The organism is Methanobacterium alkalithermotolerans (assembly GCF_018141185.1).
Taxonomy (GTDB): Archaea; Methanobacteriota; Methanobacteria; order Methanobacteriales; family Methanobacteriaceae; genus Methanobacterium_F; species Methanobacterium_F alkalithermotolerans.
Map to the genome: position 1 here is coordinate 1,470,704 of NZ_CP058560.1, position 13,549 is coordinate 1,484,252.

The 13,549-nt window shown below is 35.4% G+C and carries 14 protein-coding genes and 1 tRNA gene; 10 read left to right on the plus strand and 5 right to left on the minus strand.

From position 1 onward, the window contains the following. Positions 1-4 precede the first annotated feature (4 nt). Complete coding sequence (locus HYG87_RS07220; RefSeq protein ID WP_211534249.1) at positions 5-343, plus strand: P-II family nitrogen regulator; 339 nt, start codon at positions 5-7, stop codon at positions 341-343. Positions 344-592: 249 nt separating this feature from the next. Here the strand turns inward: HYG87_RS07220 and HYG87_RS07225 are convergent, their stop codons facing one another. Continuing rightward, positions 593-1,345 (minus strand): HesA/MoeB/ThiF family protein, encoded by a 753-nt coding sequence (locus HYG87_RS07225; RefSeq protein ID WP_211532520.1) that lies wholly within the window; start codon positions 1,343-1,345, stop codon positions 593-595. 291 nt (positions 1,346-1,636) lie between these two features. Beyond that, positions 1,637-1,745: transfer RNA gene (locus tag HYG87_RS07230), tRNA-Met, on the minus strand. A 136-nt stretch (positions 1,746-1,881) separates the two neighbouring features. Between HYG87_RS07230 and HYG87_RS07235 the strand changes: the two genes are divergently transcribed. Beyond that, on the plus strand, positions 1,882-2,712 hold the full coding sequence (locus HYG87_RS07235) for a methanogenesis marker 8 protein (protein WP_211532521.1): 831 nt from the start codon (positions 1,882-1,884) through the stop codon (positions 2,710-2,712). A 46-nt stretch (positions 2,713-2,758) separates the two neighbouring features. Here HYG87_RS07235 and HYG87_RS07240 read toward each other — a convergent pair whose 3' ends face one another. Continuing rightward, entirely contained in the window at positions 2,759-3,139 is a 381-nt protein-coding gene (locus HYG87_RS07240; RefSeq protein ID WP_211532522.1) for a CBS domain-containing protein, read from the minus strand. Between the two features lie 47 nt (positions 3,140-3,186). Between HYG87_RS07240 and thiC the strand changes: the two genes are divergently transcribed. The 6 genes from thiC (at position 3,187) to HYG87_RS07270 (ending at position 8,838) form a co-directional block, all read left to right on the plus strand. Further along, a complete protein-coding gene (gene thiC / locus HYG87_RS07245; protein ID WP_211532523.1) occupies positions 3,187-4,458 on the plus strand; it encodes a phosphomethylpyrimidine synthase in 1,272 nt (423 codons plus the stop codon). 131 nt (positions 4,459-4,589) lie between these two features. Continuing rightward, positions 4,590-4,868, plus strand: coding sequence for a glutaredoxin family protein (locus HYG87_RS07250; RefSeq protein ID WP_211532524.1), 279 nt, complete (start codon positions 4,590-4,592; stop codon positions 4,866-4,868). Further along, positions 4,865-5,383, plus strand: coding sequence for a ferredoxin-thioredoxin reductase catalytic domain-containing protein (locus HYG87_RS07255; RefSeq protein ID WP_211532525.1), 519 nt, complete (start codon positions 4,865-4,867; stop codon positions 5,381-5,383). The genes HYG87_RS07250 and HYG87_RS07255 overlap by 4 nt, the downstream gene beginning before the upstream one ends. A gap of 173 nt (positions 5,384-5,556) precedes the next feature. After that, the gene (locus HYG87_RS07260) at positions 5,557-6,366 is read left to right on the plus strand and encodes a helix-turn-helix transcriptional regulator (RefSeq protein ID WP_211532526.1); all 810 of its coding nucleotides are present in this window, start codon (positions 5,557-5,559) and stop codon (positions 6,364-6,366) included. A 282-nt stretch (positions 6,367-6,648) separates the two neighbouring features. Then, positions 6,649-8,304 carry an ATP-dependent DNA ligase gene (locus tag HYG87_RS07265; protein WP_211534252.1) on the plus strand — a complete coding sequence of 552 codons (1,656 nt, stop codon included), beginning with the start codon at positions 6,649-6,651 and terminating at the stop codon, positions 8,302-8,304. Positions 8,305-8,439: 135 nt separating this feature from the next. Beyond that, positions 8,440-8,838: an OB-fold nucleic acid binding domain-containing protein gene (locus tag HYG87_RS07270; protein WP_211532527.1), complete on the plus strand. Its 399-nt coding sequence runs from the start codon at positions 8,440-8,442 to the stop codon at positions 8,836-8,838. Between the two features lie 10 nt (positions 8,839-8,848). Here HYG87_RS07270 and HYG87_RS07275 read toward each other — a convergent pair whose 3' ends face one another. Continuing rightward, positions 8,849-9,856 (minus strand): UPF0104 family protein, encoded by a 1,008-nt coding sequence (locus tag HYG87_RS07275; protein WP_211532528.1) that lies wholly within the window; start codon positions 9,854-9,856, stop codon positions 8,849-8,851. Beyond that, positions 9,853-10,536 carry a glycosyltransferase family 2 protein gene (locus HYG87_RS07280; protein ID WP_211532529.1) on the minus strand — a complete coding sequence of 228 codons (684 nt, stop codon included), beginning with the start codon at positions 10,534-10,536 and terminating at the stop codon, positions 9,853-9,855. Before HYG87_RS07280 ends, HYG87_RS07275 begins: the two co-directional genes overlap by 4 nt. A 138-nt stretch (positions 10,537-10,674) precedes the next feature. Between HYG87_RS07280 and HYG87_RS07285 the strand changes: the two genes are divergently transcribed. Beyond that, positions 10,675-12,093, plus strand: coding sequence for an STT3 domain-containing protein (locus HYG87_RS07285; RefSeq protein ID WP_211532530.1), 1,419 nt, complete (start codon positions 10,675-10,677; stop codon positions 12,091-12,093). Between the two features lie 78 nt (positions 12,094-12,171). Then, a complete protein-coding gene (gene glmM / locus HYG87_RS07290) occupies positions 12,172-13,530 on the plus strand; it encodes a phosphoglucosamine mutase (protein ID WP_211532531.1) in 1,359 nt (452 codons plus the stop codon). The last annotated feature ends 19 nt before the right edge of the window (positions 13,531-13,549 follow it).

The window sequence follows — 13,549 nt, forward strand, 5'->3', positions numbered from 1 at the left end:
TTTGGTGAAAGAAATTGTAGCGATTATCCGGCCAGAGAAATTACAAAAGGTAAAAAATGCCCTGGAAGATGCAGAATGCAATGGGATTACGGTCACCGAAGTAAAAGGCCGTGGTCGACAATTGGGAATTACAGAAAGTTACCGGGGATCCAACTACAAGGTGGATTTATTACCTAAAACTAAACTGGAAGTCATTGTAAAGGATGAAAATCTGGATAAGTTAATAGAGGTAATAGTAAAAAATGCCCAAACCGGAGACATTGGGGATGGAAAAATATTCATTTCCAATGTGGAAGATGTGGTACGTATAAGAACTAATGAAAGAGGGGAAAACGCGGTTTAACCGACTTAAACCTCTAATTTTTTTTTTTTAACATTTAATTAATAAAATATTTTTAATTTCATACTAACATTATTTCTTAATTAATTACTTGCTTATTTTAACCAGGGATTTAAATTTAAATCCGAAATTGTTTGCGCTGTTTTTAAAAAAATAAGAATTAAATATAATTTTAATAATAATTCTAAAATTACTTGATTTTAAATTTCAAGATTTAAATTACGTTCTCCAAATCTAAAAAGCTAAATATATTTAGAATTTAACAATGGAAAAAGGATCCTTACCTAACAGATCAAACATCAAAACATCAGGGGCCATGATGGGCTCACCTTCCATAGTAATGAGTTTAACAGCTTCAAATGCCTGTAAACAACCAACTATATTGGGGACAGGACCTATTACTGGTGGAACTTCAGATCCCATTTCTTTTAACTTTTCTATCACTTCTTCATTTAATTTACTTCCAATGGAAGGTAACTGAAACAGTTCTTCGTAAGAAGGTGTATCCTGGTTAAAAACACTTACCTGCCCCATGGTACCATGTATGGCTCCATGAATAAATGGTATATCAAATTTCAAAGCACATCTACTCACTATAACTCTGGAAACAAGATTATCCAAGGCATCTATTACTAAAGTACTACCTTTAACAATTTTTTCCACATTTCTGGAGTCTAACTCCTCTTCAAATGACATTACTTTTACAAAAGGATTTATGGAACGAATGATATCCTGGGTCACCCTGGCTTTTGACTGGCCCACAGTGTAAAAACTACTCATCAATTGACGATTTATATTGGAAACATCAAAATCATCTTTATCTATGATTCGCAGTGAGCCTACGCCCATACGGACTAACATCTCCAGAACTGCCCCTCCAATCCCTCCACACCCAATCACAGTAATTTCAGAATCTTTAAGTCTAAGTTGCTGACTTTTAGTCAGAATACCCATTTGTCGAGATACTATTTCCCAGTAAGTCATTCCTTCGTATCTTTTCGGCATAAAAACACCTGTAAAATCATTATTTAAATCTACTATTATCTAAATAAGGGTAACTACATACTTTATGGCTCATGATAATTTAATATACTTCCTGTTTATTTAAAAAAGTTGTTTGGAAAAGCTCCATTTTTTAGGGAATTCGTATATTGAAAAATAAAAATTCGATAAAATAATTTAAAGGAATTGATTCACTAATTCTGTAAAAAATAATAAAAAAGAACCACTATAAATAATAATATTGGGCAATAAATAAAAAAAGCTTTTAATTTTTCTGGAAATTAAAAAGTGAAGTGCCGGGAGCGGGATTCGAACCCGCGGCCTCACGGTATCCCAGGAAAAAGTCAGAGCACTGCTTAATACCCTATGAGCCGTGCGCTCTAACCAGCTGAGCCACCCCGGCGCGTGACTTATAAAACGTCAGTTTTCATATAATTTAAAGTTTTCTATTATCCTGAAATAAATATTTTAAAAATAGCAATTTATAAATACTTCGCTGCTGTAATAGTTGAATTAAGAAGTTCAATATAGGTGATTTTATGGATGAGCATATTCTAGAAGCTATGGGTAAATCTAAAATTGTAGTTAAAAAAGGCCAGGTGGTGGAAGTGGGAGAACCACTTATCCAATATTGCCCTTTATTTCATAAATACCGGGGCATAGAAGAGTTAGATAAAAAAACCATAAAAGAGAACATAGAATTTAGAATAAATGATTTTGGGATGTGCACTCCCCACCGGGACGTAAAAATGAAAGATTTTCTTTCATTTGGTATATCGGAAACATTATCCACCCTGCTAGTTCATCATATAATTGACTGCGCGGTAATGGTCTGTGAAGGTGCAGGAACTATAATTATAACCGATCCGGAGGTTTGTCAGGGTGCAGGGGGAAGAATATCTGGTATTATTAGTACCAGTCCCATAAAAGAGATAATAAATAGTTTGGGATATGATAATGTACTTGATCCAGAAAATGCGACTATAAATCAAATAAAAGGCGTGGAAAAAGCCATAAAAAAGGGCTATAATTCTATTGCAGTTACCGTGGCATCTTCGGAAGATGCGGTAAATTTACGAAAACTGAACTTAGAAAATGACGGAGTGAATATTTATATTTTTGCGGTTCATGTCACCGGCCTGGATGACCAGGAAGCACAAAAAATGTTTGATCATGCGGATGTTATTACTGCCTGCGCATCTAAAACCATCCGGGAAATTGCAGAAGAAAAGGCTATTTTTCAGGCAGGATTATCCATACCCATATATGCTGGCACTGAAAAAGGAAAAGAGTTTCTTTTAAAAAGAATAGATGCCATTGGAGGATTAAAACAAAAGAAAGATTTTAAAATTCCGGATCCATTGATTTAATTTCTGTTTAATCTATATGGAATATCTAAGGCATAAGGTCTACCAATCAATCTAAATAATCAGCAACAGCCTTTATTATGCAGCTTTGGGTTATTAAACCCACTAATTTATCGCCTTCTACTACGGGAATTCTCTGGTAACCAGTTTCAGCCATTATTTTACTTATATCTTTGAGGTGAGTTTTTTTATTAACCACCTTCAAGTCTTTACTCATAAGATCCTCTACCTTTAATTTCAGGGCCTCACTACCAGCTAATAAAATATCTCTATGAGTTATAAGCCCGATTAAGGTTCCATTTTTAATTACAGGGACTCCCCCTATATTGGCTCTGACCATTTTGAGCTTAGCTGCTGCTACCAGATCTTCAGGAGCAGATACAATTACATCCTTAATCATCATGTCCTGGGCAAGCAGTTTTTTTATCATATACTTATTTGTATGCACCACCATATATTAAAATTGAGGGATGAAAATTGACACAGATGGAAAATGCTAGAAAAGGTCGCATAACTGCTGAAATGGATTATGTGGCTAGAAAAGAAAATATTGATATTCAAAAACTCATAAAAGGCGTAGCCAGTGGTAAAATTGTAATACCAAAGAATATTAACCGGGAATCATCTCCTTGTGGTATTGGCAAAGGACTGAGCACTAAAATAAATGCCAATGTAGGTTCTTCTTCTCAGAAAGAGGATATAGATCTGGAAGTAGAAAAAGCACTCCTGGCGGTGCAGTATGGTGCTCACGCTGTAATGGATTTATCCACAGGGCCTGCTCTAAATGAAGTCCGTAAAAAAATATTAGAAGTAATTGATGTTCCTATAGGGACGGTACCTATTTATGAAGCAGGTGTCGCTGCCCGTTCCCGGGATGGTTCAGTTATTGATATGGATGAAGATGACATGTTTCGGGCCATTGAAAATCAGGCCAGAGAAGGGGTGGACTTCATGACCATCCATAGTGGCATCACCATGGATACAGTAGAGAAACTTAAAAATTCAAATAGGCTTATGGGAATTGTAAGCCGTGGAGGGGCATTTTTAGCAGCATGGATAATGCATAATCAGCAGGAAAATCCATTATATAAAAACTACGAATACCTGCTGGAAATAGCTTATGAACATGATGTTACTCTTTCTTTAGGGGATGGACTTCGACCAGGATGCCTGCAAGATGCATCGGACATTCCTCAGATTCAGGAACTTATTGTTTTAGGTGGTCTGGTGGAAGAAGGCAGAAAAGTGGATGTACAGTGCATGGTGGAAGGACCAGGACACGTTCCTCTGGATCAGATTTCGGCTAACATGAAAATTCAAAAAACAATCTGTAAAGAGGCTCCCTTTTATGTTTTAGGTCCTATTGTAACGGATATGGCTCCAGGATATGATCATATAACTTCTGCTATTGGAGGGGCTTGGGCGGCATTTTCTGGTGCAGACTTCCTTTGCTATGTTACCCCGGCAGAACATATGGCAATTCCAGGCCTTGAAGATGTTAAAGAAGGAGTTATTGCATCAAAAATTGCTGCTCAATCTGCTGATGTGGCTTTGGGATTAAAAAATGCCTGGGAAGATGAAATAAAAATGGCTAATGCTCGCCGCAATTTTGACTGGGAAGGACAATTTGAACTGGCATTTGATGGTGAAAAACCTAGAAACTATCGTCAAAGCTGCCCGGTGGAAGAAGAGGATATGTGTTCTATGTGTGGGGAGTACTGCGCCTTAAGGTTAGTTCGCGAGGACTAAAATTTCACCGTCTCCTTTATTTATTGATTGACATACTATTTTTTTACTTTTTCTAATTTTTTCGGATTACTAATCTTAAAAAATATATAATAACATCCCCATATATTAACACAGTTTTAAGGAGGAATAAAATGGCTCTAGAACATGTGGATGGACATAAAAAAGGAGAAATTATTCTTTTTGCATTAAGCACCTGTGGGTGGTGTAAAAAAACCAAGTTACTGCTGGATGAGCTGGGGGTGTCATATGACTATATCTATGTGGATTTAACCAGGGGCAGTGAAAGGGATGAAACACTGGAAAATCTAAAAAAATGGAACCCCTCTTTATCATTCCCTACACTGGTTATAAATAATGAAAGAGCAATTATTGGATTTGATCGCACCTCAATTGAGGGGGCCTTAGGTTGAGTGAAAATCCAGTTGAACAGGATCGGGTGGAAAGATATTATAAAAAATTAAAAAAAAATGCCGAAAAATCAGGATATCATCTTAATGCCGATGAAGACTTCACCAAAGAGCTTTTAGAAAGTATACTGGTTAATAAAGATAGGTACGGGTATGAATCCTGTCCGTGTCGTCTGGCATCAGGAAATATCAGTGACGATCAGGATATTATCTGTCCTTGCGACTATAGGGATCCGGATTTGAATGATTTTGGGGCATGTTACTGTGGCCTTTACGTTTCTTCTGATATCTTAAATGGTGAAAAAGAATTAACTCCTATACCAGAACGAAGGCCCTCATTAGATAACAGATTAAAATCTTTGGAATCGGACATAAATAGATTTGAAGACATGAAATCTTCACTTAATTTTCCAGTATGGAGATGCCGAGTTTGTGGATACTTATGTGCTCGTGAAAAGCCACCAGAAGTATGTCCCATCTGTAAAGTATCTCAAGATAGATTCAGTCGTTTTATGTGAGACTAAACCACTTTAAATTTTTTCATTATTTTTTACTGGACTGGACTCTTTTAGAATTTAAGGTAGTATATTATTTATTTGAGTTAATAAAAGCTTTTAAATAAGTTTAAGTATAACTATATATACTAAAGGTTCAAAGTTCTATAATTATTTTAAAATAGAGGAGCATAAATTTGCCAAAAAATGAATACATCGAACTTTATGACAATTTAAAAGTAGATATGAGATTTTTTGTAAGTTCAGATGTACGTTCTAAAATAATGATTAGTCTAAAGGACGGGCCTAAAGATTTGGCAGCACTCCGGAGAGACTTAGGATTTAATTCTTCCACTATTCTTCATGGAATGTATCAGCTTGATGATAAAAATCTTATTTTTCGAAAATCTGGAATATATTCTCTGTCCCAAACAGGGGAACTGGTTATATTAAAAATGATTAATGTTATGGAGTCCCTGTATTCTCTTTTGGAACTTGAAAACCTGTTTTTAAATCATGATATTCAATCCATACCTCCTCATTTACTGCACAGGTTGGAGTGCCTTAAAAAAAGCCAGGTTGTGGAATCAGATTCAAAAGACTTGATGAAGCCTTACAATACGGTTAATAACTTAATTTCTAATTCAAAAGAGATAAATCTTTTATCATCAATTTATTATCCTTTTTATAAGGATATTTTATTGAATTCTGGTTCTAAACATGATATTAAACTTATTGTGACACCTAGAGTTTTAGATACTATATTTTCAGTTCATGGGGAAATTAAAGATGATTTTAATACTAATAATATTCTCTTATGGGAATTAGAAGAAGATATTAGACTTTCCCTTACCTTAACTGATAAATTTATGGCAATGGGATTATTTTCATCAGATGGAGTATATGATCCTAACCGTTTTTTGGTGGCAGACGATCACCATGCATTAAAGTGGGGTAGTGATTTATTAAAATATTACCTAGATAAAGCAACCCCTTTTAAATTATAGCAGGAATCCATAATAATTGCTGATAATTTTTAATGTTCAGGGAGTTTTTAGTTACTATTAAATAATATACTATTTTTTTTATTTATCTAAAGATATTGCTTTTTAAAGATAAGATAAAATAATTTATTAAATTCCCTTCTTTACAATATAAACTTGGCATTTAAGACCAATTAATTAAAGGTGTAAATGCATATTAGTTTTAAGAATACTAATAAAATTTCTATAATCAAGGGATAGATAGTATAAAATAATTTTGGGGATTAAATGTCACAAAAAGTGGAAATGAGATATAAAGTGCTGGTAGATGTATATGAAGCTCTGGATGCTACCACTAAAAGATTGGAAAAAACCGATATTTTGGCGGATTTCTTTTCCAGGGTTGAAACAGGTTTACTGCCAGTAGTAACCATCATGGCACTGGGAAAGGTTTTCCCGGTTTGGAGTGAGAAGGAGCTGGGTATTGGTTCTAAATTACTTATGAAAGCCATAGCTCTGGCAGTGGGGGTTACAACATTGGAAGTAGAGGACCAGATACGGGATCAGGGAGATATAGGATCTGCCACTGAAATATTATATAAAAAAAGATCTCAGACCACCTTTTTTTCAAAGCCCCTGACCATAGAAATGGTTTATACTAATTTAAGGAAATTAGCCAATATTTCTGGAAATAAAGCGCAATCACGTAAAATTGATATTATCCTGGAATTATTGTCACTGGCATCGCCTCAGGAAGCAAAATACATTACTCGCACTGTTCTGGAAGAATTAAGGGTGGGGGTAGGCGAAGGAACTATCCGGGATTCTATTTCACAGGCATTTGGGGTTGATAAAAAACTCCTGGAAAGAGCCCACATGCTAACCAATGATCTGGGTATGGTGGCTAAAGTGGCCCATGCTGAAGGGGAAAAAGGACTCCAATCACTATCTCTAAAACCTGGAAAACCAGTTAAGCCGATGTTAGCTCAATTAGCTGACGGAATTAAGGAAACGGTATTGGAAATGGGGCGTATCTATTGTGAAACTAAATATGATGGTATACGTGTACAAATTCACCGCAAGGACTCTCAAATAATGATTTTCACCCGCAGACTGGAGAATATTAGCAATGCCCTGCCGGATGTTATCCAGTACATAGAAAAAGCCCTTCCTCCTCAGGATTTTATAGTAGAAGGGGAAATAATCGTTACCAAGCAGGGAAAACCTATTTCCTTTCAATATATTCTCCAGAGAGTGCGCCGTAAATATGATATTGAGAAAGTAATGGAAAGTGTTCCCCTTACCCTGTATCTTTTTGATGTTTTATATTACCAAGAACCTTTAATTGACGCTCCCCTGGAAATAAGAAGAGAAACTCTGGAAAAAATCGCTAAAACCATGGATAATCAGGTGGAACTCTCCAAACAGGTAAAAGTATCCGGGGATAATATTGAAGATGCAGAAAACCTTTTTAAAGAATCTATTGAATTAGGCCATGAGGGTATAATGCTCAAGGATCCCCAGGCACCATACATCCCCGGCATCAGGGGTAAGAAAATGCTTAAATATAAGGCTGAACCAGAATCCCTGGATCTGGTAGTGGTGGGAGGTACCTATGGTAAAGGTAAGAGAGCGCACGGGATAGGTTCCTATTTACTGGCCTTAAATGATGATGATGGTGAATTAAAAACCATTGCTCATGTGGCCACTGGCCTGGATGAAAATACCCTCCTGGAACTATCAAATCGAATGGAAGAACTGGCCATAGAAAGAAGGGGAAGGCAGATTAAAGTAAAACCCCATATTATCCTGGAAATTTCATATAGTGAGATTGTCAAAAGCCCGGAATATGAGAGTGGATACTCACTCCGCTTTCCGGTGGTTAAAAGAATCAGGGATGATCTCAGTATAGAAGATATTGATACGGTGGCCCGGGTAAATTCCATGTTCAAGAGGCCCTGATTATTATTAATATATTTAATGATAATACTTATTTTAAATTATCAGGGCACATCTTATTACTTTTTAAGGTAAATTTATATAATATAACATACTAATTTTAATTAAAGTAATACTAAATTATGTCCGGGTATTTTAATGCAACTTACAGATCAACAACTTTTTAAAATTGCTTTTTTAACTGCCATAATTGGAATGGTGGGGATGATAATCTTTGCTGGTGAAATAAGTCCACGTAGCATTAAAATTATAGAAATTAATCCGGGTATGCTGGATGAAGAAGTATGTATTGAGGGGCTGGTGGAAAAAGTAGAAAAAGCCTTTAAAAGTGATACATATTTTCTAACCATAAATGATGGCACAGGTAAAATTAGAATTGTGGTTTTTGAGAGCACGGTTAATGAAATAGAAAAAAATGGTTTTAATGTTCAATATTTTGATAAAAAAAGAATAAAAGTCACGGGAAGGGTCAATGAGTACAGAGGTAATATGGGTTTAGTTTTAAAAGATGCTAAAAGCCTTAAAATTTTAACATAGCCTGAATTTTTCAAGACTTTTTCATACCTTTGCTATCCAGAGTATATTTTTTGATTTCATCCAGTATTTCATGGGCATAGAATGAAGAAAATATTAACCCCAGGAAACTAACTATCCAGAAGGATAATAATCTATCTGTTAAAGCAATAATCCCTGCTAAATCTCCAGAAACACCAAAAAGAACAAATAAACCAGTCATAGATAATTCTATTGAACCAATACCTCCGGGCAGCGCACTAACAACTCCTATGAAATTGGCCAGTAAAAAAATTATAATCACTGATACCAGACTAATTTCCACATCAAATGCATAAAAAACAACTAAAAGCCTCAGACATTCTATTAACCAGCAGGATATAGATAAAAAAATCATTATACTCATATTTTTAAAACTGGTAAATGACCGGGTATATTCCACCATACCCTGGAGCCCTTTAATGGCTTTATTATAAAAATTATCTATAACCTCTGCTTTAATGGGCAGCTTTTCCAGAAACGGATGAATTTTTTTATAAATCATTATACTGCTACTTTCTCTCCAGTTAACCACATAAATCAGGGCAACCATTCCCAGGGAAAGAATTGCCCCTATTATGGAAAGAAAACGTATTTTTGGTATTAAAAAACTGGAAGCTATTAAAAAGATTCCCACAATCACCAGGTCAAAAAATCTCTCAGTCAAGCCCGCTGATAGGCCTTCTGAAACTTCAATTTCATTTATTTTTTTTCCAGCAAGAGCAGTAACTGGCTCTCCAGCACTTCTTACTGGTGAAAAATTACCTGCAAAAAGTCCTATGGTTTTTACCACAAAATTATTTTTAAAATCCCAGGGCTTATTTATAATAAAACCCCATCTAAACGCCCTTAAACCAACTCCCAAGAGGTGAATAATTACTGCCAGTAAAAGCAATAACCAGTTAGCCGATCCTATCTCCTTTAATAAGTTCAGGGGACCTATCCATAGGATAAGGACTGCTACTAAAATTAAACTAAGGGACAGGACATAATAACGCTTCAAGAAAAAACTCTCCTTTTAAATTTCCTCAATATGCGTTTTATTACAAAAAACAAATATTTTAGAGCGTGTTTACTGGTTACATAAGACTTTTCTTCCCCATAATAACAGGGTATATTTACCTCCTCCAATTGCAGATTATTTTTATAGGCCATATATAACATTTCTGACTCAAAAATATAATCATTGTACCCTATATTAAGAAATATATTCCCTGCTGTAGATGATAATGCCCGAAAACCACTCTGACTATCAGTCAAGGTGTAACCAGTTAATTTACTGATGATAAAAGTGGTGAAGCGGTTAGAAATTCTTCTTTGAATTGGCATGTACTGAGGGGAGCCCTCTTTAAAACGGGATCCAATAACCAGATCATTTCCATTTACTTTTGAAGATAGAAGAGGTATCAAATGAGGGTCATGTTGGCCATCTCCATCTATAAATACCATTGTGCCATAATCATGATTCTGCGCATATTTAATACCTGTTTTTAATGCAGCACCCTTACCTAAATTATGGGGGTGGCTAATTACAATAGCACCTGCATTTTTTGCCAAAAGAGCAGTATCATCCTCTGATCCATCATCAATAACCAGAACCTCTGAATACTTCAAAGATTCTCTGACCACCTTAATTATGGCTTTTTCCTCATTATACGCCGGAATAATGGTTATTAATTTCATATAAGCAGTCCTGATATTTTACTATAACTATAAATTCTTTTAAATCTCAAATAAAACCTGTATTTAATAGGCCACACCATGCAATTACTTATATTTAAATATTGAATATATTTAATTTAAGCTAAGAATGGTGATTTATTGCATTTCCCTATCATGCCTAAAATTAAAGAAAATAAGAATATTATATTTATTTTTATTCCTGCACTTATAACATTTTGCTTGATACTCATTCCTACTTTTAAATATCAATGGCCGCTTAGCTGGGACATATTTTATCATATACATATCAGTCAACTTTATTTAGAAAACGGGCTTATTTTTTTTGATGATTTAACTTATGCTCCCTATGGACGGCCAATATTTTATCCACCTCTTTTTCATTTCTTACTTATTTCCTTAAAAGAAATATTTGGATGGACTTTATTTGACTCAGCCCGATATATCCAACCAGTTCTGGGCTCTTTAACCATACTTTCATTTTCTTTTGTTGCTTACAGGATGTATAATGCAACTACTGGCTTTTTAACCGGTATTTTTGTGATGTTCACCACTTTTTTTAGCAGAATGATTATTCCCATACCGGAAACCATGGCCTTAATACTATTGCCTCTACTGGCTTATTTTTATTACATTTCACTGGAAAATAATAAATTATTCCCGGCACTTTTAGCAGGGATACTGCTGGGTATGGTATTATTAACCCATTTACTTTCATCAAGCATTATAATCTTGATTATTCTTATATACACCATTATTATAGGTTTGATTCAAAAAGAACCTGTATTAAAACAATTTTTAGTTTTATTGGCCACTTCTATGGCTATAGCTGCGGTGTGGTATTTGCCCCTAATTTTAAGCTATGGCTTTTCATTTAAATCTCCTCCTGCCCAGGGAATAGAACTTTTTAAATATTTAACCCTTTTCGGAATAGTCCCCTTAATATTTTCATTTATAGGCTCTTTTTATGCATCCAAAAGAAGAAAAAAACAGGATTTACTTATATTGGTATGGACAATAGCTATACTCCTTTTCAGCCTGGCTCATTTTATAGGAATCCCGGTATTAAGTGAAAGAATCTTAAACTTTGCGGTTTTCCCTTTAATGCTTTTGGCAGCATTGGGCATCCAATGCATAACTGTAGAGGGTGATAAAAGACCAGCATATATTTTAATGGCATTAATTATTATTTTCGGATTCAGTTTTGGCTACAGTACAGTAAACTCTGCATCTCCTTTCATAAAACCGTCTGATTTTGAATTATCTAAATGGTTTAAGGATAATGGGGATAAAGAGAGTTTAGTGGTGTCTTATAACTATGAACTGGATCCTTTAATTGTATCCATTTCCCGGCAGCCGGTTTCTGCAGGGGGCTATGCTCCGGGTATGCTCCGGGGATTGAATATATTAAAATATTTACAGGGTGATTTTAATAGAGATGATATCCGGCAGGATCAGGCAGGATATATAATTTTACCTCGAGGTGTGGCAGAACCACCATATTCTAGATTAGTTTACTTAAATAAAAATTATAAAGTTTTTGAATTAGAAAAAAATTAATATATTTCCTTTAAAAAACTTTTATATGAATATCAGGGGATTAATTTAAAAATAAAATAATTAGAAGGAATCGATAAAATGAAAAGATTATTTGGTACATTTGGTGTTAGGAGAATTGCTAATCATGAATTAACTCCGGAATTTGCTTCTAAGCTATCATCCGCATATGGGACTCTAATTCAGGGTAAAATTGCGGTAGGTGGAGATCCTCGAACATCAACACCTCTGATAAAAATGTCGGTAATGGCCGGTCTTTTATCCAGTGGATGTGATGTGATAGATCTGGGATTATTACCCACTCCGGCAGTTCAATATGCAGTCCGGAATTATTATGATGGGGGAGTCATTATCACCGCTTCCCACAATCCTCCTGAATACAATGGAATAAAATTCGTGGATGAAGATGGTATTGGAATTTCCGATGAAATGGAGGAAAAAATTGAAGATATTTTCTTCAATGAAAATCCAAAAAGAGCTAGCTGGAAGAATTTAGGTGAATTCAGTACCCGGCCGGGACTGGTGAAGGAATATCAAGATCAGGTACTACAGCGGGTTAATCAAGAGGCAATAAAAGATGCTAACTTAAAAGTGGTGGTTGATTGTGGATCAGGAGCAGCATGCTTCACAGCACCGTATATTTTAAGAGAATTGGGCTGTGAAGTTTTAACTTTAAACTGTCAGCCAGATGGATTTTTCCCGGGAAGAGACCCGGAACCAGTTGAAAATAATCTGAAAGAATTGATAGAAGTGGTTAAATCCACTGGAGCGGATTTAGGTCTGGCCCATGACGGAGATGCAGATAGAACTATTTGTATTGATGAAAAGGGAAACTTTGTATTGGGTGATAAAACTTTTGCTTTGGTAGAAAAACAGCTACTTAAGGAAAATAATGGGGGAATCATAGTTACCACCGTGGCTACTTCTTCTGCCATCTATGACATAGCACAACAAAATAAGGGGGAAGTTATTACCACGGCAGTGGGGGATTTGCTGGTTGCCAGAAAACTCAAAGAAAAAGAAGGCCTCTTTGGAGGAGAAGAAAATGGAGGCCTTATTTTCCCCGATTTTGTATATGGTCGGGATGCAGCACTCTCGGCAGCCAAGATAATTGAAATAATTTCTCTGGAGAAAAAACCACTATCAGAACTGGTTGCAGAATTACCCGTATATTATTCCGAAAAAATGAAAATAAAATGTCCAGATGATCTTAAAAATAAGGTGATGCAGCTCATTGCCGATGAAATTAGCCAGGACAATCGTAAATTTGAATTAGATACCACTGACGGAGTTAAGATAATTACTCCAGAGGGATGGGTTATAATCAGGCCTTCCGGGACTGAACCAATTTTCAGGTGTTTTTCAGAGTCGGATAGTCCTCAAAATGCTGAAGAAATGGCCAACTGGGGAATTTCCCTGGTGGAAAAATATTTAAAATAATTATTTACTTTAAATTTTT

Excerpts from the sequence above, each read along its gene's own strand:
- HYG87_RS07225 (WP_211532520.1), bottom strand. The coding sequence starts at position 1,345 with ATGCCGAAAAGATACGAAGGAATGACTTACTGGGAAATAGTATCTCGA.
- HYG87_RS07235 (WP_211532521.1), top strand. The coding sequence starts at position 1,882 with ATGGATGAGCATATTCTAGAAGCTATGGGTAAATCTAAAATTGTAGTT.
- HYG87_RS07240 (WP_211532522.1), bottom strand. The coding sequence starts at position 3,139 with ATGATAAAAAAACTGCTTGCCCAGGACATGATGATTAAGGATGTAATT.
- HYG87_RS07250 (WP_211532524.1), top strand. The coding sequence starts at position 4,590 with ATGGCTCTAGAACATGTGGATGGACATAAAAAAGGAGAAATTATTCTT.
- HYG87_RS07265 (WP_211534252.1), top strand. The coding sequence starts at position 6,649 with ATGAGATATAAAGTGCTGGTAGATGTATATGAAGCTCTGGATGCTACC.
- HYG87_RS07270 (WP_211532527.1), top strand. The coding sequence starts at position 8,440 with ATGCAACTTACAGATCAACAACTTTTTAAAATTGCTTTTTTAACTGCC.
- HYG87_RS07280 (WP_211532529.1), bottom strand. The coding sequence starts at position 10,536 with ATGAAATTAATAACCATTATTCCGGCGTATAATGAGGAAAAAGCCATA.
- glmM (WP_211532531.1), top strand. The coding sequence starts at position 12,172 with ATGAAAAGATTATTTGGTACATTTGGTGTTAGGAGAATTGCTAATCAT.